This is a genomic window from Aeromonas sp. 601039, from assembly GCF_049174415.1.
GTDB lineage: Bacteria > Pseudomonadota > Gammaproteobacteria > Enterobacterales > Aeromonadaceae > Aeromonas > Aeromonas veronii_A.
The window spans coordinates 186,218-208,724 of record NZ_JAAKTL010000006.1 but is presented as its reverse complement, the minus strand read 5'-3'; the positions used below and the strand labels follow the sequence as shown (position 1 = coordinate 208,724).

Here is a 22,507-nt window from a genome sequence, read left to right as displayed (position 1 = left end):
TGATCATCCTCTCAGACCAGCTAGGGATCGTCGCCTTGGTGAGCCATTACCTCACCAACTAGCTAATCCCACCTGGGCATATCCAATCGCGCAAGGCCCGAAGGTCCCCTGCTTTCCCCCGTAGGGCGTATGCGGTATTAGCAGTCGTTTCCAACTGTTATCCCCCTCGACTGGGCAATTTCCCAGGCATTACTCACCCGTCCGCCGCTCGCCGGCAAAAGTAGCAAGCTACTTTCCCGCTGCCGCTCGACTTGCATGTGTTAGGCCTGCCGCCAGCGTTCAATCTGAGCCATGATCAAACTCTTCAATTTAAGTTTGGTTTGCGTCGCTTCGTTGCCGAAGTTCAGCGGCTCAATGAATTGCTGAATTAACTGCTGCAACTAAAAGTTGCTTTGGTCACTTCATCAGACATTGATATCAAAAATTGTTTTTGATGCTCGATGCTGCGAGTGCCCACACAGATTGCTTGATTCAAATTGTTAAAGAGCGACGCAACAGAGTGTTGCTGCGGGAGTGGAATTCTCCTCGACCGCCTTCTCGAGTCAAGCCTTATTTTCAAAGGCTTTTCGAGGTTACCGACGAGGTTGTTTGCGTTGCCGCTTGCCCTGTCGATGGAGGCGCATTATAGGGAGCCGATTCTTTCTGGCAAGGGTAATTTGCATATTTTTTTGATAAGACCGCACAACCGTTCAAACAACAAACAACAAGAAGAAAATTCGAGCTAAATCACACATTATGGAGGCAGATGACAGGCAAGCCTCTTCTTAACTCATATAAGCCATTTCCGATTGTTGACGCGCCAGCCAAAGCTCCTCCATCTCCAGCAAAGTTTGATAGATTTTCTCCGCCTGTTCTGGCCGGCTGAACAGATAGCCCTGTCCATACAAGTGGATATCGGTCAGGGATCGCAGTACATCAAGCTGGGCCTGAGTCTCAATCCCTTCACAAACCAGACTCTTGCCCAACATGGATCCCATCCGGCAAATATTGGCGACCAGCTCGGATGCCTCCATGGAAGTATCAATGCCCTGTATGAAGGAGCGGTCAATCTTCACCTTGCTGACCGGTAGCTTTTGCAGATAACTCAAAGATGAATAACCAGTCCCAAAATCGTCTAATGCCAGCAACACACCCTGTTGATTGAGATCCTGCATCAGTTGCAGCGAATTCTTCACTTCGCGCATGGTGGTATCTTCAGTGACCTCCAAAACCAGACTGCTGGCTGGCAGGTGGTTCTCCATCAATGCCTTGGCCACCAGTTTGAGCAAATTGCGCTGGTACATGCCCGGCGAGATATTCACGCACATCTGCAGGTCGACCATACCCAAATGATGCCACTGATAAAGCTGCTCGCAAGCGGTGTTCAACACCCAGCCGCCCAGACGCTCGGCAAGCTGGAACTCCTCAGCCACCATGATCACTTCGTTTGGCGGAATAAAGCCCAGCTCCGGATGCCGCCAGCGCAGCAGTGCTTCGACAGCTTCACAACGGCCACTCTCGAGATTGACGATGGGTTGGTAATAGAGTTCCAACGCATTGTGTTCCAGCGCCATGATCATGTCCGAGGCCAAATGCTTGCGCCGCGCCGTCTCGTTGAGCAAGGAGTTATCGTAAATCACATAGGGGACATGGGTCTTGCGGCTATGGAACAGAGCCTGTTCCGCACGACTCAATAACTCCTGTGTTTTATCGCTGTCCATCGGATAGAAGGCAATCCCGATCCCCACCTCGAGCCGGAAGGGATAGTTATCATAGACGATATCTTGCTTCAGAACGTGCAGCAGTCGCGCTACCAGCTCCCTGACCTGACGCAGATCGCTGCTACCACGCTGGATAATGGCAAATTGATCGCCACCCAACCGACCACTCCACTCCCCTTCTTCACAGAGCAATCTGATCCGTCTGGCCAATTCACTGAGCAAAAAATCGCCCGCATCATAACCAAACTTGCTGTTGATATCTCTGAAGTCGTTGATATCGACCAATACCAATCCGAAAGGTACCTCCTGAGTGGCACAGAGCTCCATCCGTTCCAGCAATGCCACCCGATTGGAGAGACCCGTCAACGGGTCACGCCTTGCTGCCCTAAAGTGACGTCGAGCTTCATATACAAGAAGCAAGCTAAGGAGTAAAACCGAGATAACCAACCCCGACACCATCAACAGCAGAGCATTACGCAATTGACCAAAATGGCGATCATTCTCTGAGTAGATGTTGATGTTCTTCTGCATAACGGAAGCTAGTGCATAGGATAAAGGCTCCTGCAAGGGGGCTAGGCGCATCATTATTTGCTGGTAGACAGAGTCTCCGCTCTGCAGCTTGGTAATGACAGGCTCTATATCGCGAATGTTGTTTTCAATCAGTTGCACCAAGCGCAAGGTTTTCTGCTTATCCTGCATGCTTTTACGCAACTGACCGCTCAACAGGATGGGGGTTCTGCTCCAAAGAATGTCATAGCGCAACATCAGGTCATTGTGCTCTATTCCACCATAATGGTAGACCTCTACAGCACTGAGGAAACGCCCCAACTCGAGCTGCAGCTGCATCAGCGCCCAGGAGACATCATAGGTATATTTCTCCATCGCTCTGGTCGCATTCTGGAGCTGAACCAGACAATAAAGGGTGCTCCCGGTAAACGACAGAATGGATACATACAGAATGACGAGCAGTGGCCACGCCCTGGTCTTTCCTTTCACCCCGTGCTCCCGTGACTCTTTTATCAGTGTTGAATATCTATCAGGTCCAGCTGCCAAATCATCATGTCGGTATATTCAGAGCGCTTCAGCTCCGGATATTGATCAAGCGGCAACATAAACCAGAGCGGCCCCTTGTCACGGACCCTCATGGCTACCCCGTCATCTTCCCAAGCAAGAATAGGGTTATACTTGGCAACTTTGTCCCAATTGATGCGGATCTGAAAACTGTTCAATGCTGTCAAGGTTATGCTCTTGCCATTAGCCCCCACTGCGGCCAGCACGTCCGCCACCTTGGGCCCTCTGTACTTGTGAGGTTTATCAACCCAAGGGTTGCTGGTGACTATCTCATATTGCGGCAACGCCTGCAGCGTGGCCAAGTCAAAAAGCACTTTGCCGTCCACCTCATCTGGGGAGCTGATATTGCCGCTTACTTTCAAGATCACAGGCCCCTTGAGGGCCTCGGCAGCCACAAGCGGCATGGCAATCAATGCAAACAGCAGAGTTATCCATCCAAGCACCTTCATCTTTCCCCCTTACACTTTTCTGCTATCAACAGACTCAGTTTAGTCAGATATAAAAAAACGGCCCGCCAAGGCGAGCCGTTTCTCAAACAGAGCCGGGATGATGATTACATCATGCCCATGCCACCCATGCCACCCATATCAGGCATGGCTGGAGCATCTTTCTTCGGCAGCTCGGTCACCATGCACTCGGTGGTGATCATCAGGCCGGCGATAGAAGAGGCGAACTGCAGGGCAGAGCGGGTGACCTTGGTCGGATCCAGGATACCCATGGTCAGCATGTCGCCATACTGCTCGGTGTAAGCGTTGTAACCGAAGTTGCCTTCACCATTCTTCACCGCGTTGGCGATGACGGAGGCTTCTTCACCGGCGTTGATGACGATTTGACGCAGTGGGGCTTCCATGGCGCGCAGGGCAACCTTGATACCGACGTTCTGGTCTTCGTTGTCACCGCGCAGACCAGCCAGTTTGGCAGCAACACGAACCAGAGCAACACCACCACCGGCAACCACGCCTTCTTCAACAGCGGCGCGGGTAGCGTGCAGGGCATCTTCAACGCGTGCTTTCTTCTCTTTCATCTCGACTTCGGTGGCTGCGCCAACCTTGATCACGGCAACACCGCCAGCCAGCTTGGCTACGCGCTCTTGCAGCTTCTCACGATCGTAGTCGGAAGAGGTCTCTTCGATCTGCTGACGGATCTGGGCAACACGGCCTTCGATCACACCGGCATCACCCACGCCATCGATGATGGTGGTGTTCTCTTTGGTGATGACGATGCGCTTGGCACGACCCAGATCTTCCAGAGTCGCTTTTTCCAACTCCATGCCAACTTCTTCGGAGATGACGGTACCGCCAGTCAGTACAGCGATATCCTGCAGCATGGCCTTGCGACGGTCACCGAAGCCAGGCGCCTTGACGGCAGCCACTTTCACGATACCGCGCATGGTGTTAACCACCAGAGTCGCCAGGGCTTCGCCTTCTACGTCTTCAGCAACAATCAGCAGCGGCTTGCCAGCTTTGGCAACGCCTTCCAGCACCGGCAGCATTTCGCGGATGTTGGAGACTTTCTTGTCAACCAGCAGGATGAACGGGTCGTCCAGTTCAACAGAACCGGTCTCTTGCTTGTTGATGAAGTAGGGGGACAGGTAGCCGCGGTCGAACTGCATACCTTCAACAACTGCCAGCTCATCTTCCAGACCCTGACCATCTTCAACAGTGATGACGCCATCGCGACCCACTTTGTCCATGGCTTCAGCAATCAGCTTGCCCACTTTCTCGTCGGAGTTGGCGGAGATGGTGCCAACCTGAGCGATGGCATTGCTGTCAGCACACGGCTGGGACAGCGCCTGCAGCTCGGCAACGGCAGCCACCACGGCCTTGTCGATACCGCGCTTCAGATCCATCGGGTTCATACCGGCGGCAACGGCTTTCAGACCTTCGTTGACGATGGCCTGAGCCAGAACGGTTGCAGTAGTGGTACCGTCACCCGCAGCATCGTTCGCCTTGGAAGCCACTTCCTTGACCATCTGGGCGCCCATGTTCTGGAACTTGTCTTCCAGCTCGATTTCGCGCGCAACAGATACACCATCTTTAGTGATGGTCGGGGCGCCGAAGGACTTGTCCAGCACCACGTTGCGGCCTTTCGGGCCCAGAGTCACCTTGACGGCATCAGCCAGGATGTTTACGCCTTCCAGCATCTTGATGCGGGCTTCGTTACCAAACTTAACGTCTTTAGCTGCCATTTTTCTTCAATCCTTAAATCAATTCGGGGAAAAGGAGGATGGATTACTCTTCGACAATCGCCAGGATGTCGGTTTCGGAGAGGATCAGGACGTCCTGACCATCCAGCTTCTCGGTCTTAACACCGTAGCCTTCGTTGAAGATAACCTTGTCACCAACCTTCACGGCCAGCGCTTTGACTTCGCCATTATCCAGGATGCGACCAGTCCCCACGGCAAGCACTTCACCACGGGTGGACTTCTGGGCCGCAGTACCAGTCAAGACGATACCGCCGGCAGATTTGGCTTCAGCTTCGATGCGCTTGATGATGACGCGGTCGTGCAGTGGACGAATTTTCATCGATAACTCTCCCAAAATGAGTCTCATTGTTGCTTTGAGGAATGGCCGTTCCAGGCCAAATTAGATATGTCCCTGATGTGGGGCAGAGTTGCTAACCCTTCAAGGGCAAATACAAAAAAAATTTTTTCACGTACTATAAACATCTTCGATGGTTCAGCCATGTCCGCACTCTGGTGCAAGGTCGGTTCAAGCCGCCCGTTTTCGATGCAAGAACCTTCAAAGCCAGCTGTAGAGACGAGCCCTTGACCCGCACCAACCCCATGCTGACAGCCCCTATTCCGGTCGTACTGCGCCAGATGACGGGCCCCATGATCTTCGGCATCATCGCCATTCTGGCCTTCAATCTGGTCGATACCTTTTTTATCGGTATGCTGGGCACCGAAGCACTGGCCGCCATCAGCTTTACCTTTCCCGTCACTTTTGTGGTTACCTCGCTGGCGATGGGATTGGGCGCCGGATTGTCAGCGGTGATCGGTCATACCCTGGGGCAGGGCAAACACGATGAGGCGGCCCATCTCGCCACCGACAGCCTGTTTCTGGCGGTGATCATGGTAGCCCTGCTCTCCGCGGGGGGGGCTCTCACCATCAACCCCCTGTTTACCCTGTTGGGAGCCAGTGCCGAGCTTATCTCCCTCATCCATGACTACATGCTGACCTGGTATCTCACCGTCCCCATGCTGGTGCTGCCCATGGTGGGCAATGCCGCCATCCGGGCGACCGGCGATACCAAAACCCCCAGTCTGGTGATGGCCATAGCCGGGCTGGTCAACGGGGTACTGGATCCTCTGTTGATCTTCGGTATCGGCCCCTTTCCCGAATGGGGGATCCGCGGGGCAGCCATCGCCACCTCTATCTCCTGGTTGATGGCGATGCTGGTCAGCCTCTATATCCTGCGTCATCGGGAGGGCTTGCTGCTGTGGCGCCTCTCGCCGCGGGCCCGGTTGCTGTCCCACTGGCGGGCGCTGCTCCATGTCGCCGTCCCCGCCTCTTTTACCAATATGCTCAACCCCCTGGCCAATGCAGTGCTGATGACGATCTTTGCAGGACTGGGTACCGAGGTGGTGGCCGCTTACGGCGCCGCATCGCGGGTCGAGGCGCTGCTGCTGATTGTGATGATGGCCCTCGCCTCCGTACTGGCCCCCTTCATCTCGCAAAACTGTGGCGCCGGCAATCCGGCCCGCGCCAAAGCTGCACTGCAGAGCTGCATGAGTTTTGCGTTGCTTTTCCAGCTCGCCATCTATGGCCTGACCTGGCTACTGGCGCCACTCATCGCTAACCTGTTCAGCGATCATCCACAGGTCATCCGCCTGATTATTCTCTATCTGCATCTAGTGCCGATCGGTTACGGATTTCAGGGCATGGTGATGCTGCTGGCCTCGGCACTCAATGGCGTGCGGGCATCCAGTATTTCGTTCTTGTTCAACGGATTGCGACTGTTTGGTTTTCTGTTGCCAGGAGCCTGGCTGGGGGCAAAGCTGGGGGGAGAACAGGGGATATATCTGGGGATCTTGCTGGCCAATCTGGCGGCGGGCACCCTCGCATGGTGGTATGCCCGACACCGCTTCGAGGCGTTGTGCCATCAGGGTAAACCCTGATTCAGTCACTCGCCTCGGGTTTTCGTTTCGTCGATTACTCTTTACGCTCACTCTTTGCGCTCAAATTCGCCTTCGATGGTGGTGCCGCCCTGCTTGGCGTTCCCCAGATGATCATCGGACGGTGCGTTGCCAAACGGCGATTGAGTACGCTGGAAACCGCCCATCTGCATCCGGAACTGGCTGCTGCCGATCAGCTTGTCAGCCAGTTTGTTGCGCAGCCAGGGTTGCAGCAACAGCACACCGAACATGTCGGTCACGAAACCCGGGATAATCAGCAGCAGGCCCGCCAACGCCAGCATCATGCCCCCCATCACCTCGCGGCCCGGCATCTCGCCCATCTGCATCTTTTGCTGGGCGCTGAACAGGGTCTTGATCCCTTCACTGCGCACCAGCGAGGAGCCCAATACCGCAGTCAGTATGAGCAAGCCGACAGTCGGCAGCGCCCCGATTACCGAGCCGACCTCGATCATCATGGTGAGCTCCAGCACAACCAGACCCACCAACAACAAAAACAACTTGCCCATATCCACTCCAGCACCGGTAAATTGAGAAAAAGTGGCGCCCATCCAACGATGGTCAGAGGCGATTTTGCCGCCCCGTCATCACCACTTTCTGCCCTGAATAAATGGGGGCCGTCCCCCCTTTTTCAAGTTGATCAACTGACTCCTACGTCATCAGCAATCTAAAAAACCAGCAAAAAGTCACAAAAATATATAAAAATCATCACGATAAAAACTTCATAACATATGTGTACTTTCCTCAAAGTAATTTGAAAATGTCGCAAATTTAGTGATCCACCTCTAATAACCGATACCTCAATTGGAGTAGTATATTGATTAGTTTTTCGGGAGGTCACTCTCCCTACCGCCCCACTCGATGTGTGGTGCTTCAGGATGAGCTGTGCGCAAGGAACTCGCGACCACTCGGTGAGGATTTTTCCATTTATCTGATTTCTGAGGCATTACAATGAGCGACATCAAGAACGTCCGCATTGAAGAAGACCTGCTGGGCACCAAAGAAGTTTCCAATGATCTCTACTACGGTGTGCACACCCTGCGCGCTGTCGAGAACTTCAAGATCAGCTCTCAGAAGATTTCTGACGTTCCGGAATTTGTCCGCGGTATGGTGCTGACCAAGAAAGCTGCTGCACTGGCAAACGGCGAGCTCGGTACCATCCGTCCTGAAATTGCTGACAAGATCGTAGAAGCCTGCGACCTGATGCTGAACACAGGCAAATGCTTCGACCAGTTCCCGGTCGACGTTTACCAGGGAGGTGCCGGCACCTCCGTCAACATGAACACTAACGAAGTACTGGCCAACATCGCCTTGGAAATCATGGGTCTGGAGAAAGGCCGTTACGACGTCATCAACCCGAACGACCACGTCAACAAGTGCCAGTCCACCAACGATGCTTACCCGACCGGTTTCCGCGTTGCTGTGGTCAACAGCACTGACGTGACTCTGCATGCTCTGGAAGCACTGATCGCCGCTTTTGATGCCAAAGCAGAAGAATTCAAGAAGATCCTGAAGATGGGCCGTACCCAACTGCAAGATGCGGTTCCGATGACCCTGGGTCAGGAGTTCCACGCATTCGCCGTGACCCTGCGTGAAGAGATCAAGTCCATCAAGCGTTGTCAGGAGCTGCTGCTGGAAGTGAACCTGGGCGCGACCGCCATCGGTACCGGTCTGAACACTCCGCCCGAGTACTCTGCACTGGCCATCAAGCGTCTGGCCGAGATCACCGGTCGTGCCTATGTGCCGGCAGAAGATCTGATCGAAGCGACCTCTGACTGTGGCGCCTACGTCATGCTGCACGGCGCCATCAAGCGTCTGGCCATGAAGCTGTCCAAGATCTGTAATGACCTGCGTCTGCTCTCCTCCGGCCCGCGCACCGCACTGAAAGAGATCAACCTGCCGGAAATGCAGGCGGGCTCCTCCATCATGCCGGCCAAGGTCAACCCGGTTATCCCGGAAGTGGTCAACCAATCCTGCTTCAAGGTATTCGGTAACGACATCACCATCACCTTCGCCGCCGAAGCCGGTCAGCTGCAGCTGAACGTCATGGAGCCGGTGATTGGTCAGGCGATGTTCGAATCACTGAGCCTGATGGAAAAAGCCTGTATTTCCCTGCGCGAGAAGTGCGTGGAAGGTATCACCGCCAACCCGGAAATCTGCATGAATCACGTGCTGAACTCCATCGGTATCGTGACCTACCTGAACCCCTTCATCGGCCACCACGAAGGGGATATCGTCGGCAAGATCTGTGCCCAGACCGGCAAGAACGTCCGCGAAGTCGTTCTTGAGCGCGGCCTGCTGAGCGCCGAGCAGCTGGACGAAATTCTCTCCATCGAGAACCTGATGAACCCGCAATACAAAGCCAAGCGTTTCACCCGCGAAGCTGCCGTATAAGCGAGTGTGGGCCGGGATCTTCCCGGCCCATAAAGTCAGTTCCCGATTGGTCTTTATCCCCAGCCCGATCGGGAATTGGCTTTTTGCCAAATAAAAACCAAAAAACTAAAAAATGGAGTTATCGCTATGATTGGAATCGAGTTACTTGTCGTGCTCGCCGCTATCTATCTGGGGGCCCGGATAGGCAGCATCGGCATCGGCTTTGCCGGTGGTCTGGGGGTACTGGTATTGACGTGGGGTCTGGGCATGCCCATCCCGAGCGATCAACTGGTCAGCTACATCCCTTGGGATGTGATCATGATCATCGCGTCCGTCATCTGTGCCATCGCCTGTATGCAACTGGCTGGCGGGATGGACTATCTGGTCTTCCTGGCAGAAAAAGCGCTGCGCAAGAACCCCAAATACATCACCTTCGCCGCCCCGGTGGTCACCTATCTGATGACCATGCTGGCCGGTACCGGTCATACCGCCTTCTCCACCCTGCCGGTGATCGCGGAAGTGGCCAAAGAGCAGGGGATCCGTCCGTCCCGTCCGCTCTCCATCGCAGTTGTCGCCTCCCAGATCGCCATCACAGCTTCCCCGATCTCTGCCGCTGTGGTTGCCTTCTCCGGTATGCTCGAGCCGTTTGGTGTTGACTACCTGACCCTGCTGGCCATCTGCATCCCCTCTACCTTCCTGGCCTGTATCCTGGGCGCCTTCATTGCCAACATGATGGGCAAGCCGCTGGAGCAGGACGAAGTCTATCTGGAGCGCAAAGCCAAGGGTCTGATCAAACTGCGTGGTACTACCAAGCTCGAGATCAAACCGTACGCCAAGCTGTCGGTCTGGATCTTCATCGCCGCCATCGTTGCTGTCATGGCTTATGCCACTGCCATCTCCGGTAAAGTGGGCCTGATCACCAACCCGCCGATCCCCCGTGACGGCGCCATCATGGGCATCATGCTGGCCGCGGCCACCATCATGACCCTGGTGTGCAAACTGGACGCCACCCAGGTCACCAACATGCCGACCTTCAAGTCCGGTATGTCCGCCTGTATCTGCGTACTGGGTGTGGCCTGGCTGGGTAACGTCTTCGTAAAAGGCAACATGGACACCATCCAGCTGATCGCTGGCGACCTGCTGAACCAGTACTCTTGGCTGCTGGCCGTGGTGCTGTTCTTCGCCGCCATGCTGCTCTATTCACAAGGTGCCACCACCAAAGCGTTGATGCCGGCCGCACTGGCACTGGGTGTCAGCCCGCTGACTGCGATTGCCTCTTTCGCAGCCGTGAGCGCCCTGTTCGTACTGCCGACCTACCCGACCCTGCTGGCTGCGGTAGAGATGGACGACACCGGCTCCACCCGTATCGGTAAGGCGGTATTCAACCACCCCTTCTTCGTACCGGGCACCGCCACCATCGCCATCGCCGTGGCACTGGGCTTCTTCTTCGGCGGCATCCTGCTGTAATCCTATCGTCTGCCGATCGCCAAACAAAAAATCCCCGCCAGTTGGCGGGGATTTTTTTATCTCTTTACTCTGTGCTTGGCTGTCTGCAAGCAAGAGGGCTGACCTCTTATCCGTATGGCTCAACCACGGCGACAGCAGACACCACATCAGCGTGCCAGCAGCGCTATAACCACCGCTGCCGGATTGCCGGAGTAGTAGGCCACCATGGTACTCACCACCACGTCAGAAGGCGGGATCCGTCGGATCAGACCGGCTCCAGGGTATCCAGCGGCCAGCGCGGCACGGCTTTGACCGCCAGCGGCTCAAACACGCCCGCTTTCAGGCGCTGCATACCGGCGTAGGCGATCATGGCGCCGTTATCGGTGCAATATTCGGTGCGCGGATAGAACACCTCACCCTTGAGGCTCTCCATCAGCTCGGCCAGCTGGGCACGCAGGTGACGGTTGGCACTGACGCCACCGGCCACCACCAGACGCGTGAGACCGGTCTCTTTCAAGGCACGACGGCACTTGATGGCCAGGGTATCAACCACCGCATCTTCAAACGCCCGAGCGATATCGGCACGGGTCTGCTCATCATCACCATTGGCAGCGATGGTGTTGGCGGTGAAGGTCTTCAGGCCGGAGAAGCTCATGTCGAGCCCGGGACGGTCAGTCATGGGACGGGGGAAGTGGAAGCGCCCCTTAGTGCCCTTCTCGGCCAGACGGGAGAGCAGCGGACCACCCGGATAGTCCAACCCCATCAGCTTGGCGGTCTTGTCGAACGCTTCGCCAGCGGCATCGTCGATGGATTCGCCCAACAGCTGATAGCTGCCGATGCCGTCAACCCGCACCAGCATGGAGTGACCACCGGAGACCAGCAGCGCCACGAAGGGGAACTCGGGGGCTTTCTCTTCCAGCATGGGGGCCAGCAGGTGGCCTTCCATATGGTGGACGGCGATAGCCGGCTTGTTCCACGCCATCGCCAGCGAGCGGCCAATGGTCGCCCCCACCAGAATGGCGCCAACCAGACCCGGACCCGCGGTATACGCGATGCCGTCGATGTCATCTTTGCCCAGTCCCGCCTCTTGCAATGCGGCCTGGATCAACGGGATCGTCTTGCGAACATGATCCCGGCTGGCGAGTTCGGGGACAACGCCACCGTAGTCCGCATGCAGCTTGACCTGGCTGTATAACTGATGGGAAAGGATCCCTTTTTGATCGTCGAAGATCGCGATCCCGGTTTCGTCACAGGATGTCTCTATGCCCAATACACGCATTGCTAAAAAATTTCACTGCTAAAATGAGACGGCTATGGTAACCTTCGCGGGTTTTTTAAACCAGAGAGATCTCTGCGGGTTTACTTTCATTCCCTGTCCAGAGTATAATTTCGCACCATTTTAAGACATGCTGATCGATTGAAGGTCAGCTAACAATTTATCACTGAGGTGAAAGGCACATGCCAGTAATCAAAGTCCGTGAAAATGAGCCGTTTGACGTTGCTCTGCGTCGTTTCAAGCGTTCTTGCGAAAAAGCCGGTATCCTGTCCGAAGTTCGTAGCCGTGAGTTCTACGAGAAGCCGACTACCATTCGTAAGCGCGCCAAAGCGTCTGCTGTCAAGCGTCACGCCAAGAAGCTGTCTCGCGAAAACGCACGTCGTATCCGCCTGTACTAATCGGGAGATATTGCCGTGTCTCTGAAGGATCAACTCAAGGATCAGCAAAAGCTCGCCATGCTTGCCAAAGATAAGGCACGTCTGGGAGCGATCCGCTTGTTGATGGCAGAAATCAAGCAACGTGAAGTCGATACCCGTATCGAGCTGAATGATGAGGATATCCTCGCTGTCGTGACCAAAATGGTCAAACAGCGCCGCGATTCCATCAGCCAATTTGAAGCTGCCGGTCGCCAGGATCTCGCCGACAAAGAGTCCGCCGAGATCGTTGTGTTACAGGAATTCCTGCCGCAACAGCTGACCGCAGATGAAATTGCTGCCCTGATCGAGCAAGCCATCACTGAAAGTGGTGCTGCCATCATGGCTGATATGGGCAAGGTCATGGCTGTCTTGAAGCCGAAAATTCAGGGGCGTGCCGATGTCGGCGCCGTCAGTGCTCAGGTGAAAACCAGCTTGGCGTAACAGGCAACTCTCTTGTTTGGTCGAAGAAGCCGTGCTTCCCTTGGAATGCGCGGCTTTTTTATTTTCTCCGCAATGAAACAGGACGGTTATGGCAGGCAGGATCCCCCAATCCTTTATCGACGATCTGCTCGTACGCACAGACATAGTCGAGCTGATCGACTCGCGAGTGCGGCTGAAAAAAGCCGGTAAGAACTACCAGGCTTGCTGCCCTTTTCATAACGAAAAAAGCCCCTCTTTTACCGTTAGCCAGGAGAAGCAGTTCTACCACTGTTTCGGTTGTGGCGCCCACGGCAACGCCATCGGCTTTGTCATGGAGTACGACGGTCTCGAATTTCCCGATGCCATCGAAGAGCTCGCCAGCATGCAGGGCATGCAGGTACCTCGCGAGCAGAGCATCGGCGGCTCGGCCAATAGTCAGCCCGCTGTTAGCAAGGATCTGTTCGAGCTGATGAACCAGATCGCCCGCTTCTACGAGAGCAATCTCAAGAGTGCTCCCCACGCGGTGGAGTACCTCAAAGGGCGCGGTCTGACCGGCGAAGTAGTCAAGCGCTTCAACATCGGTTATGCCCCAAGTGACTGGGATCAGGTACGCCGCCGCTTCGGCGCCAGCCGGGATCACGAGCAGTTGCTTATCTCGGGCGGCATGCTGATCACCCGTGACAATGGCCCGGGCAGCTATGACCGTTTCCGCGATCGCATCATGTTCCCGATCCGCGACAAGCGTGGCCGGGTTATCGGTTTCGGTGGCCGGGTGCTGGGTGATGGCACCCCCAAGTACCTGAACTCGCCGGAAACCCCCATCTTCCATAAAGGGCGGGAGCTGTTCGGTCTCTACGAGGTGAAGCAAGCACACAAGGACCCGCGCAGGATCCTGGTGGTGGAAGGATACATGGATGTGGTGGCACTCGGTCAGTACGACATCGACTACGCGGTGGCGGCACTGGGTACTGCAACGACTAGCGACCATATCCACACCCTGTTTCGCACCACCGCCGAGGTAGTCTGCTGCTACGACGGTGACAACGCCGGTCGTGAAGCCGCCTGGCGCGCGCTGGATAATGCCCTCCCTCATCTGCAGGATGGCCGCGAGCTGAAGTTCGTGTTCCTGCCCGATGGCGAGGATCCCGACTCGCTGGTACGCCAGATCGGCAAGGAGGGCTTTGAAGCCCTGCTCGATGAAGCCCAGCCATTCGCCGACTTCATGTTCGAGCGTCTCGGCCGGGATGCCGCACTTTCGGGTGAGGCAGGCAAGTTCGAAGTGGCCAACAAGGCCGCCGAGCTTATTCGTCGCGTTCCGGAAGGGTTTACCCGCGAAGGGCTGATCACTCGTCTCTCCAGCATGATGCGTTGGGGCGAGAACAAACAGCGCATCGCCGAGCTCTTTGCTCGCAACAGTCAGCCCAAGGCCGAGGTCAACAAACCCAAGGCAGCCAAGCTGACACCACTGCGGCGTGCACTGGCACTGATGGTGCAATATCCGGCAGTAACGGCTGAGCTTCCCCCCATGCCGGAATTGGCCGGACTACGCGTACAGGGCATCAAGTTCCTGCTGCAACTGCACCAGCAAATCCAGGCACAGCCTGGTATCACAACCGGTATCCTGCTGGAACACTGGCGTGGTACCAAGGAAGGAGAGATCCTTGCTCAGCTGGCCATGCACGACCTGTTCGAGGAGATCAAACTCGATCAGGAGCCGGATATTCTGGGAGAATTGCAGGACACCTTCGTCGGCTTCATCAACCAGTTTCTGAAGCAGCGGATCGAAGAATTGCAGGCCAAAGTGGCTCAGGAAGGACTAAGCTCCGAAGAAACCCAAGAGCTGATGATGCTGATAAGAGAGGTGCAAATTGAGAAAAGAAATGAGAGTGGGGCTTGATATTTGAGTGATTAGTCCCAATATGGATAGCGTTGCCCGAATCGACGGGATGAAAAGCAAAATTTTTATAACCGCCTGGCCCCGACAATACTGCGGGCAGGGGTTTCTCATGACCGACGCCGCAACCAGACATAGCATGTCTGGCGGTTTTCTATTAGAATTGGCTATTTGCGCAGCAGCGCACTGTACGCGCAACCTAGCAACACCAACCGGATGAGTTCTATGGAGCAAACCCCGCAGTCTCAGCTTAAACTCCTCGTTGCCAAAGGTAAAGAACAGGGCTACCTGACCTATGCCGAGGTGAACGATCACCTCCCGCAAGACATTGTCGATTCAGACCAGATCGAAGACATCATTCAGATGATCAACGATATGGGCATTCAAGTGGTTGAAAACGCTCCGGATGCCGATGACCTTATCATGGCTGAAGGTGGTACCGCCGATGAGGACGCTGCCGAAGCAGCGGCCCAGGCTCTGGCATCTGTTGAATCTGAGATTGGTCGCACGACCGATCCCGTCCGCATGTACATGCGGGAAATGGGTACCGTCGAACTGCTGACCCGTGAAGGCGAAATCGACATCGCCAAGCGGATCGAAGACGGTATCAACCAGGTACAAAGCTCCGTAGCCGAGTACCCTGAAGCAATTACTTACCTGCTCGAACAGTACGACAAGTATGAAGCCGAGCAGCTCCGTCTCTCTGACATCATCTCTGGCTTTATTGACCCGAACGAAACTGAAGACATGGCACCTACCGCCACGCATATCGGTTCCGAGCTCGGCGAAGACGATCTGGCCGACGAAGATGAAGAAGACGAAGAAGACGAAGACGAAGATGGCGACAGCTCTGACGACGACGGTGACGGCGGTCCGGATCCGGAAGTTGCTCGTGAAAAGTTCGGCGAACTGCGTGCCCAGTATGAAGTGACCCGCCTCTCCATTCAGAAGAATGGTCGCGCGCACGAAGATACCCAGGCCGCCATTGCCCAGCTGGCCGATGTATTCCGTCAATTCCGCCTGATGCCCAAGCAGTTCGATCGCCTGGTCAACAACATGCGTGAAATGATGGAGCGCGTCCGCGTGCAGGAACGCATCATCATGAAGCTCTGCGTTGAGCAGGCCAAGATGCCGAAGAAAACCTTCGTCGCGGCCTTCACCAACAACGAGTGTGAAACTGCCTGGTTCGAATACCAGAAGCAGGCTGGTAAAGCCTGGTCTCCCCGTCTGGTTGAAATGGACGAGGATATTCAGCGCGCCATCGGCAAGCTGCAGCAGATTGAAGAAGAAACCGGTCTGTCGATTGCCCAGATCAAGGATATCAACCGTCGCATGAGCATCGGTGAGGCCAAAGCCCGCCGTGCGAAGAAAGAGATGGTTGAGGCCAACTTGCGTCTGGTTATCTCCATCGCCAAGAAGTACACCAACCGCGGTCTGCAGTTCCTCGATCTCATCCAGGAAGGCAACATCGGTCTGATGAAGGCGGTAGACAAGTTTGAATACCGTCGTGGCTACAAGTTCTCGACCTATGCAACCTGGTGGATCCGTCAGGCCATTACCCGCTCCATTGCGGATCAGGCCCGTACCATCCGTATCCCGGTACACATGATCGAGACCATCAACAAGCTCAACCGTATCTCCCGTCAGATGCTGCAGGAAATGGGTCGCGAACCGAACCCGGAAGAGCTGGCCATGCGCATGGGTATGCCGGAAGACAAGATCCGCAAGGTACTGAAAATCGCCAAAGAGCCTATCTCCATGGAGACGCCCATCGGTGATGATGAAGATTCCCACTTGGGCGACTTCATCGAAGATACCACCCTGGCTCTGCCAGCGGATGCGGCGACCAGCGAAAGCCTGCGCAACGCCACCCGCGAAGTGCTGGCTGGCCTGACCGCCCGCGAAGCCAAGGTGCTGCGGATGCGTTTCGGTATCGACATGAACACTGACCACACCCTAGAGGAAGTGGGCAAGCAGTTCGACGTTACCCGTGAGCGTATTCGTCAGATCGAAGCCAAGGCACTGCGCAAACTGCGCCACCCGAGCCGCTCGGAAGTGCTGCGCAGCTTCCTGGACGAATAGTCCTGACCCTGTGTCAAACTGCTCTGCCAAAGCCCCGCCATGCGGGGCTTTGTTTTGTCTGGCATTTACCCTTGCGACCCGCTTTGCCCCCTCTATCGACCTGGACAATTAGTCGCCAAGTGGTTGATATGCCTATAGACTGCCCTTTCCTCTTCCCCTATAATCCACGCCGCTAAACGCACAATTTGGCCCCTTAGCTCAGTTGGTCAGAGCAGTCGACTCATAATCGATTGGTCGTGGGTTCAAGTCCCCCAGGGGCCACCAAATTAGAAAAGGCCGCTCATAATGAGCGGCCTTTTTGCATCTACGTATCGGGCAATGTCCCGTGATAAGCTCGAGGAGGCCATAGAAAAGACCCGCCATGGGTGGGTCTGGGCAGGGTCCGGATCAGGCGCCTCACTCAGAGACAAGGAGCCTAATGCTGAGCCTCAGGTTTGCTCGTTGCTGCCGCTCTGGATGGACGAGCGACGCCCGATGGCAGGTAGCATCCGGGTAACCAGATTGCTGCGCTGACGCCAGGAGGTGAAAACAATGGCCAGCAGATGCAGACCAATCAACCCCTGTAGCGCCACCACGCACCACTCATGCCACTCGTCAGCCCCCAGTTCAAATCCCGTCTCGGTATTTTGAAACCAGCCGCTGCCAGCAGTGGCCAGCACAACCAGCCAGAGCGCCCACACGGCCAGCTTGCCGCTACCGTGATGACCCGGTGCCGGAGGCTGCCGCTCACGCATCTCGCGCGCTTGCTGGCGAAAATCCTCACCGCTGGGGATGAGGGCACCAAGGCGGGCGTAGCCACGGGCAAAAGTAAGCCCCCAGAGCAGACGCAAGGAGACCAGCCCAATGGCGCAGTAACCCAGCCACTCGTGCCACTCCTCCCCCGCTTCGTTAACCCAGAGGTTGCCGATGCAGACCGCCGCCAAGCCCCAGTGGGTCAGGCGAACCAGCGCATCCCAGCGAAAGGGCTCACCCTTTTTGCTTGGCATATTTGTGGTACTCCTTCTTCAGGTCGTTGACCTTGGCCAGATGTTCGCGCGCCTTGGCCTCATCACCCGCCTTGAGTGCGGCCAGGCTGGCGTCCAGCTCGGTCTGTACCTCGTTCATCCCTTCAAGGAATTTCTCTTTCTTGGCGGCCGGCATGTTCTTCTGCTTGGCCACATCCAGCTGGGCCTTCATCTCGTTGATGTGCTTCTCCATGGTGGCTGCATCATCAGCCTTGACGGCCTGCTTGTAGTTGAAGCCAATCTTCTTCATCGGCTGTTCCAGATCACCCGCCACGGCAGGCAGGGTCATCAGGCCAAACATCAGGGGCAGCAGCAGGGGGCGGACGGTTTTCAACATGGGATTTCCTTATATAACGACATGCTCGAATTGTTAGGGGTACTTATGAATCCAAACAAGAATTCATCACCAGCATGATGCCATGACTCATGGTGAAACGTTTGTGAAAAATGCTGTTTTTTGTGGCAAATAGTGACGGATATGCCGCGCTTGTTTGCGCTTGGTAACTGATTGAACGCAGGTGACACGCACCATGGGGATGGTTGAAAGCGGTAAACAGCGACAAAAAACCCCGCCGTAGCGGGGTCTGAATCAGCTGGCCAATGGCTTGCGTCAGTTACTCCTGTTCGCGAGCAATGGCGCGCCAGCCGATATCCTTGCGGTAGAAGACGCCATCCCACTTGATGCGGCCAGCGAGCTGATAGGCACGCTGCTGGGCTTCTGCAACGGTGTGGCCGAGGGCGGTGGCGCACAGTACACGACCGCCAGCAGTCAGGCTGGTATCGCCCTCCAGGCGGGTACCGGCATGGAACACCTTCTCACCCGCCACTTCATCCACCGGCAAGCCGCTGATGGGGTGATTGGTACTGTAATCGCCGGGATAGCCTCCCGCCGCCAACACCACGCCGATGGCGGCGCGGGAATCATAGATGGCCTCTTTCTGATCCAGCTTGCCTGCGCAAGCGGCCAGGCAGAGCTCCACCAGATCGGATTGCATCCGCAGCATGATGGGCTGGGTCTCGGGATCGCCAAAGCGGCAGTTGAACTCGATCACCTTGGGATTGCCTGCACCGTCGATCATCAGACCGGCGTAGAGGAAACCGGTGTAGACGTTGCCCTCGGCCGCCATGCCTCGCACAGTCGGCATGATCACCTGCTCCATCACGCGTCGATGTACCTCGGCGGTCACTACCGGCGCCGGGGAGTAAGCCCCCATGCCGCCGGTGTTGAGGCCGGTATCACCGTCGCCAACCCGCTTGTGATCCTGACTGGTGGCCATCGGCAGCACGTGCTCGCCATCGACCATGACGATGAAGCTCGCCTCTTCCCCCTCCAGAAACTCCTCAATCACCACACGGGAGCCCGCTTCGCCAAAGGCATTGCCGGAGAGCATGTCGCGCACCGCGTCTTCCGCTTCCTGCAAGGTCATGGCGACAATCACCCCCTTACCTGCCGCCAGACCATCGGCCTTGATGACGATGGGGGCGCCCTTCTCGCGCAAGTAGGCGAGCGCAGGCTCCACTTCGGTGAAATTCTGGTACTCGGCAGTCGGGATGGCGTGACGGGCCAGGAAATCCTTGGTGAAAGCTTTGGAGCCTTCCAGCTGGGCAGCGGCAGCGGTCGGGCCAAAGATGGGCTGACCGGCGGCGCGGAAGGCATCCACCACCCCTTTCACCAGCGGCGCTTCCGGCCCAACGATGGTGAGGCCGACCTGCTTCTCTTTGGCAAAGGCCAGCAGCCCTTCGATATCGGTCGCCTCGATGGCGACGTTCTCGACACCCGGCTCAAGCTGGGTGCCTGCGTTGCCCGGCGCCACAAAAACGTGACGTACCAGTGGGGAGTGTTTGGCCTTCCAGGCCAGAGCATGTTCGCGGCCACCGTTGCCAATGATCAGTACTTTCATCGTATCGCTCGCTTCTATTTGTGGTCACTGGACGGCCACTCGGGCCGTCAGTCAGTGGAAATAGTCAGTTGAAAAGAGACAACAAAAGGGCCGCCATCGGCAGCCCCTGACCCATCAATGACGGAAATGGCGCATGTTGGTAAAGACCATGCACATACCGTGTTCGTCGGCGGCGTCGATCACCTCCTGATCGCGCATCGAGCCACCGGGCTGGATCACGCAGGAGATACCGGCCTGCGCGGCAGCATCGATACCGTCGCGGAACGGGAAGAAGGCATCGGAGGCCATCACGGAGCCCGCCACGGTCAGCCCTTCGTCCGCCGCCTTGATACCGGCGATTTTGGCCGAATAAACACGGCTCATCTGGCCTGCGCCGACGCCGATGGTCTGGCCATCTTTGGCGTAGACGATGGCGTTGGATTTGACGAACTTGGCCACTTTCCAGCAGAACAGCAGATCTTGCAGCTCGGCCTCGGTCGGCTGACGCTTGCTGACCACGGTCAGGTCGCCCAGCGTCACCATGCCGAGATCTCGCTCTTGCACCAGCAGGCCGCCGTTGACACGCTTGAGGTCAAAGCCTTGCGCCGGTGCCGTCCACTGACCGCATTCGAGCAGACGCACGTTCTGCTTGGCGGCGACCGCATCGCGGGCCTCCTGGCTGACGGTCGGGGCGATGATCACTTCGACAAACTGGCGGGCAACGATGGCAGCGGCAGTGGCGCCATCCAGCTCACGGTTAAAGGCGATGATGCCGCCGAAAGCAGAGGTGGGGTCGGTCTGGTAAGCGCGATCGTAGGCACTCAGCAGGTCGTTACCGATGGCCACACCGCAGGGGTTGGCATGCTTGACGATGACGCAGGCTGGCTCGTCGAACTCCTTCACACACTCCAGCGCCGCATCGGTATCGGCGATGTTGTTGTAGGAGAGCGCCTTGCCCTGCAACTGGGTAGCGCTGGAGACAGAACCCGGCGCGGCATGCTCCTCGGCATAGAAAGCTGCAGCCTGATGGCTGTTTTCGCCGTAACGCATGTCCTGCTTCTTGATGAACTGGCTGTTGAAGGTGCGCGGGAAACGGGACTCCTCGTCACCCTCCTTGTTGTCACCGTAGGAAGGAACCATGGTGCCGAAGTAGTTGGCGATCATGCCGTCATAGGCGGCGGTGTGCTCGAAGGCTGCGATGGCCAGATCGAAACGGGTGGCCAGTTTCAGGCTGTTGCCGTTGGCATCCATTTCGCGAATAACCCGATCGTAGTCGGCAGCTTTGACGACGATAGCGACATCTTTATGGTTTTTGGCGGCAGAACGCACCATGGTCGGGCCGCCGATGTCGATGTTCTCGACTGCATCGGCCAGGGTGCAGCCCGCTTTGGCCACGGTGGCAGCGAAGGGGTAGAGGTTGACGACGACCATGTCGATGGGGGAGATAGCGTGCTGGGCCATGATGGCGTCATCCTGATCCCGACGGCCGAGGATGCCACCATGAACCTTGGGATGCAGGGTCTTGACCCTGCCATCCATCATTTCAGGGAAACCCGTGTAGTCGGAGACCTCGGTCACCGGCAGACCCGCCTCGCCAAGCAGCTTGGCGGTACCGCCCGTGGAGAGCAGGGCAACACCACGCTCGTTGAGTGCCTTGGCAAATTCCAGAATGCCAGTTTTGTCAGACACACTCAGCAGTGCACGGCGAATGGGTCGAGCTTGTTCCATCACACTATCGTCCTCAACATAACGGGGACCGTTCCATGGGAGGCGAGGCTCAACACAGAGAGTCCCCAAATAAATGGAAGTGGGGGATTTCGCAAACCACTCTCGCCCCGACATCCGGCAAAAGCGTTTTAGGAAATGCCCGCTTGGTGCGGCGCTCTGTTATGGGCGCGTATTCTACACAAAAAATGTGACCCGTGGTGGATTTTTTGAAACAGCAAAGCCTTATTTGGCGCGGCGTTAAACGTTTTCTACTTGATTTTCTCGAAACGTTTGCACTTTCAGTGTTTTATGGGAAAAAGGGTCGCCAGGAGATGTTTATCTGCCCCTTTTATGCCATTGGCTGGCAATCCATGGGCAAAGGGGTGATAGTGGATTCCGGTTTTTGTGGCGGCATACATTCAAGGGGAGAAAAGGGCATGTATCGGATCGGTGAACTGGCCAAGGCGTGCGGGGTCAAGGCAGATACCCTGCGTTTTTACGAGAAGAACGGGCTTATCTCACCGGGGATCCGCAACGAATCCGGCTACCGTCTCTACAGCGAACAGGACAAGCGACGGCTGGAGTTCATCATTCGCGCCAAGTCGGTGGGATTCTCGCTGGCCGATATCGGCGAACTGCTCGACCTCGATACCAACAAGGCCAAAGTCACCTGTCAGGAGGTGAAAGCAGTGGCCGACACCAAGCTGGCCCAGGTGGAGCAGAAGATCATCGAACTGACCCGCTTTCGCGACAACCTGCGCGAACTCTCCAATATCTGCTGCGGCGGCCCCCGCTCGGCGGAGCACTGCGCCATCCTCGAGACGCTGGAATCTGGCGCCCCGGCCCATCACGAGCACCACAGCCACGACCAGCATGACCCGGTTCACGGCTGACATGGTATGCCTGACTGAGCGTGCCTGGCTCAGAGTGACTGACTCGGCGCGCCCGACGCATTGCTCCGGCGGCAATTTGGTGACAAAATCGCCGCGTTTTTAACCGGTGCCAGTGCATCCGGTTGCCGGGCGTTAGCCTGAACAGGCGCCCGCAGCGAAAACCGCCATCCAGACACAAGCATCAACACACCAAGAGAAAAGAAGAGGAGC

At 56.4% G+C, this 22,507-nt stretch carries 18 protein-coding genes, 1 tRNA gene and 1 rRNA gene; 9 read left to right on the top strand and 11 right to left on the bottom strand.

The genetic code is table 11. The features are described 5' to 3' along the window. The 5 genes from G5195_RS07950 to G5195_RS07930 all read right to left on the bottom strand — a co-directional run. A 16S ribosomal RNA gene (locus tag G5195_RS07950) occupies positions 1-311 on the bottom strand; the annotation flags it as partial. Between the two features lie 453 nt (positions 312-764). After that, positions 765-2,696 carry a putative bifunctional diguanylate cyclase/phosphodiesterase gene (locus tag G5195_RS07945; RefSeq protein WP_421223852.1) on the bottom strand — a complete coding sequence of 644 codons (1,932 nt, stop codon included), beginning with the start codon at positions 2,694-2,696 and terminating at the stop codon, positions 765-767. 23 nt (positions 2,697-2,719) lie between these two features. Beyond that, complete coding sequence (locus G5195_RS07940) at positions 2,720-3,220, bottom strand: molybdopterin-binding oxidoreductase (protein ID WP_216952894.1); 501 nt, start codon at positions 3,218-3,220, stop codon at positions 2,720-2,722. Between the two features lie 104 nt (positions 3,221-3,324). Continuing rightward, the gene (gene groL / locus G5195_RS07935; RefSeq protein ID WP_005341224.1) at positions 3,325-4,959 is read right to left on the bottom strand and encodes a chaperonin GroEL; all 1,635 of its coding nucleotides are present in this window, start codon (positions 4,957-4,959) and stop codon (positions 3,325-3,327) included. 43 nt (positions 4,960-5,002) lie between these two features. Further along, positions 5,003-5,296 (bottom strand): co-chaperone GroES, encoded by a 294-nt coding sequence (locus tag G5195_RS07930; protein ID WP_005340573.1) that lies wholly within the window; start codon positions 5,294-5,296, stop codon positions 5,003-5,005. Between the two features lie 260 nt (positions 5,297-5,556). On the opposite strand from G5195_RS07930, the gene G5195_RS07925 reads away from it, so the two are divergent. Then, positions 5,557-6,891, top strand: coding sequence for an MATE family efflux transporter (locus G5195_RS07925; RefSeq protein ID WP_266134786.1), 1,335 nt, complete (start codon positions 5,557-5,559; stop codon positions 6,889-6,891). A gap of 47 nt (positions 6,892-6,938) precedes the next feature. On the opposite strand, the gene G5195_RS07920 is transcribed toward G5195_RS07925, so the two are convergent. Beyond that, on the bottom strand, positions 6,939-7,415 hold the full coding sequence (locus tag G5195_RS07920; RefSeq protein ID WP_421223850.1) for an FxsA family protein: 477 nt from the start codon (positions 7,413-7,415) through the stop codon (positions 6,939-6,941). Between the two features lie 442 nt (positions 7,416-7,857). On the opposite strand from G5195_RS07920, the gene aspA reads away from it, so the two are divergent. Together aspA and G5195_RS07910 are read left to right on the top strand one after the other, a co-directional pair. Beyond that, positions 7,858-9,300 carry an aspartate ammonia-lyase gene (gene aspA / locus G5195_RS07915; RefSeq protein ID WP_005341227.1) on the top strand — a complete coding sequence of 481 codons (1,443 nt, stop codon included), beginning with the start codon at positions 7,858-7,860 and terminating at the stop codon, positions 9,298-9,300. 126 nt (positions 9,301-9,426) lie between these two features. Beyond that, a complete protein-coding gene (locus tag G5195_RS07910; RefSeq protein ID WP_021229055.1) occupies positions 9,427-10,746 on the top strand; it encodes an anaerobic C4-dicarboxylate transporter in 1,320 nt (439 codons plus the stop codon). Between the two features lie 244 nt (positions 10,747-10,990). On the opposite strand, the gene tsaD is transcribed toward G5195_RS07910, so the two are convergent. Further along, a complete protein-coding gene (gene tsaD / locus G5195_RS07905; protein WP_323896500.1) occupies positions 10,991-12,004 on the bottom strand; it encodes a tRNA (adenosine(37)-N6)-threonylcarbamoyltransferase complex transferase subunit TsaD in 1,014 nt (337 codons plus the stop codon). 179 nt (positions 12,005-12,183) lie between these two features. Here tsaD and rpsU point away from each other — a divergent pair, with 179 nt between their 5' ends. The 5 genes from rpsU (at position 12,184) to G5195_RS07880 (ending at position 17,077) form a co-directional block, all read left to right on the top strand. Beyond that, positions 12,184-12,399, top strand: a complete 216-nt coding sequence (gene rpsU, locus G5195_RS07900; RefSeq protein ID WP_005309452.1) for a 30S ribosomal protein S21 — start codon at positions 12,184-12,186, stop codon at positions 12,397-12,399. Between the two features lie 15 nt (positions 12,400-12,414). Continuing rightward, complete coding sequence (locus tag G5195_RS07895) at positions 12,415-12,858, top strand: GatB/YqeY domain-containing protein (RefSeq protein WP_421223848.1); 444 nt, start codon at positions 12,415-12,417, stop codon at positions 12,856-12,858. Between the two features lie 88 nt (positions 12,859-12,946). Further along, on the top strand, positions 12,947-14,734 hold the full coding sequence (gene dnaG, locus G5195_RS07890; RefSeq protein ID WP_421223846.1) for a DNA primase: 1,788 nt from the start codon (positions 12,947-12,949) through the stop codon (positions 14,732-14,734). Positions 14,735-14,917: 183 nt separating this feature from the next. After that, positions 14,918-16,813: an RNA polymerase sigma factor RpoD gene (rpoD, locus tag G5195_RS07885; RefSeq protein WP_263718854.1), complete on the top strand. Its 1,896-nt coding sequence runs from the start codon at positions 14,918-14,920 to the stop codon at positions 16,811-16,813. A 187-nt stretch (positions 16,814-17,000) separates the two neighbouring features. Next, a tRNA-Ile gene (locus tag G5195_RS07880) sits at positions 17,001-17,077 on the top strand. A 164-nt stretch (positions 17,078-17,241) separates the two neighbouring features. Here the strand turns inward: G5195_RS07880 and G5195_RS07875 are convergent. From G5195_RS07875 to purH, 4 genes are all read right to left on the bottom strand, one after another. Beyond that, complete coding sequence (locus G5195_RS07875) at positions 17,242-17,799, bottom strand: cytochrome b/b6 domain-containing protein (RefSeq protein ID WP_421236004.1); 558 nt, start codon at positions 17,797-17,799, stop codon at positions 17,242-17,244. Further along, a complete protein-coding gene (locus G5195_RS07870; protein ID WP_005349056.1) occupies positions 17,780-18,154 on the bottom strand; it encodes a cytochrome b562 in 375 nt (124 codons plus the stop codon). Before G5195_RS07870 ends, G5195_RS07875 begins: the two co-directional genes overlap by 20 nt. A 277-nt stretch (positions 18,155-18,431) precedes the next feature. Next, positions 18,432-19,718 (bottom strand): phosphoribosylamine--glycine ligase, encoded by a 1,287-nt coding sequence (gene purD, locus G5195_RS07865; RefSeq protein WP_201987904.1) that lies wholly within the window; start codon positions 19,716-19,718, stop codon positions 18,432-18,434. A 114-nt stretch (positions 19,719-19,832) separates the two neighbouring features. Next, entirely contained in the window at positions 19,833-21,425 is a 1,593-nt protein-coding gene (gene purH, locus G5195_RS07860) for a bifunctional phosphoribosylaminoimidazolecarboxamide formyltransferase/IMP cyclohydrolase (protein ID WP_123173754.1), read from the bottom strand. Between the two features lie 416 nt (positions 21,426-21,841). On the opposite strand from purH, the gene zntR reads away from it, so the two are divergent. After that, complete coding sequence (gene zntR / locus G5195_RS07855) at positions 21,842-22,297, top strand: Zn(2+)-responsive transcriptional regulator (protein ID WP_005341244.1); 456 nt, start codon at positions 21,842-21,844, stop codon at positions 22,295-22,297. The last annotated feature ends 210 nt before the right edge of the window (positions 22,298-22,507 follow it).

Coding starts and splice junctions, on each gene's coding strand:
- G5195_RS07940 (WP_216952894.1), bottom strand. CDS start 3,220: ATGAAGGTGCTTGGATGGATAACTCTGCTGTTTGCATTGATTGCCATG.
- groL (WP_005341224.1), bottom strand. CDS start 4,959: ATGGCAGCTAAAGACGTTAAGTTTGGTAACGAAGCCCGCATCAAGATG.
- G5195_RS07930 (WP_005340573.1), bottom strand. CDS start 5,296: ATGAAAATTCGTCCACTGCACGACCGCGTCATCATCAAGCGCATCGAA.
- G5195_RS07925 (WP_266134786.1), top strand. CDS start 5,557: ATGCTGACAGCCCCTATTCCGGTCGTACTGCGCCAGATGACGGGCCCC.
- G5195_RS07920 (WP_421223850.1), bottom strand. CDS start 7,415: ATGGGCAAGTTGTTTTTGTTGTTGGTGGGTCTGGTTGTGCTGGAGCTC.
- aspA (WP_005341227.1), top strand. CDS start 7,858: ATGAGCGACATCAAGAACGTCCGCATTGAAGAAGACCTGCTGGGCACC.
- G5195_RS07910 (WP_021229055.1), top strand. CDS start 9,427: ATGATTGGAATCGAGTTACTTGTCGTGCTCGCCGCTATCTATCTGGGG.
- tsaD (WP_323896500.1), bottom strand. CDS start 12,004: ATGCGTGTATTGGGCATAGAGACATCCTGTGACGAAACCGGGATCGCG.
- rpsU (WP_005309452.1), top strand. CDS start 12,184: ATGCCAGTAATCAAAGTCCGTGAAAATGAGCCGTTTGACGTTGCTCTG.
- dnaG (WP_421223846.1), top strand. CDS start 12,947: ATGGCAGGCAGGATCCCCCAATCCTTTATCGACGATCTGCTCGTACGC.
- G5195_RS07875 (WP_421236004.1), bottom strand. CDS start 17,799: ATGCCAAGCAAAAAGGGTGAGCCCTTTCGCTGGGATGCGCTGGTTCGC.
- G5195_RS07870 (WP_005349056.1), bottom strand. CDS start 18,154: ATGTTGAAAACCGTCCGCCCCCTGCTGCTGCCCCTGATGTTTGGCCTG.
- purD (WP_201987904.1), bottom strand. CDS start 19,718: ATGAAAGTACTGATCATTGGCAACGGTGGCCGCGAACATGCTCTGGCC.
- purH (WP_123173754.1), bottom strand. CDS start 21,425: ATGGAACAAGCTCGACCCATTCGCCGTGCACTGCTGAGTGTGTCTGAC.
- zntR (WP_005341244.1), top strand. CDS start 21,842: ATGTATCGGATCGGTGAACTGGCCAAGGCGTGCGGGGTCAAGGCAGAT.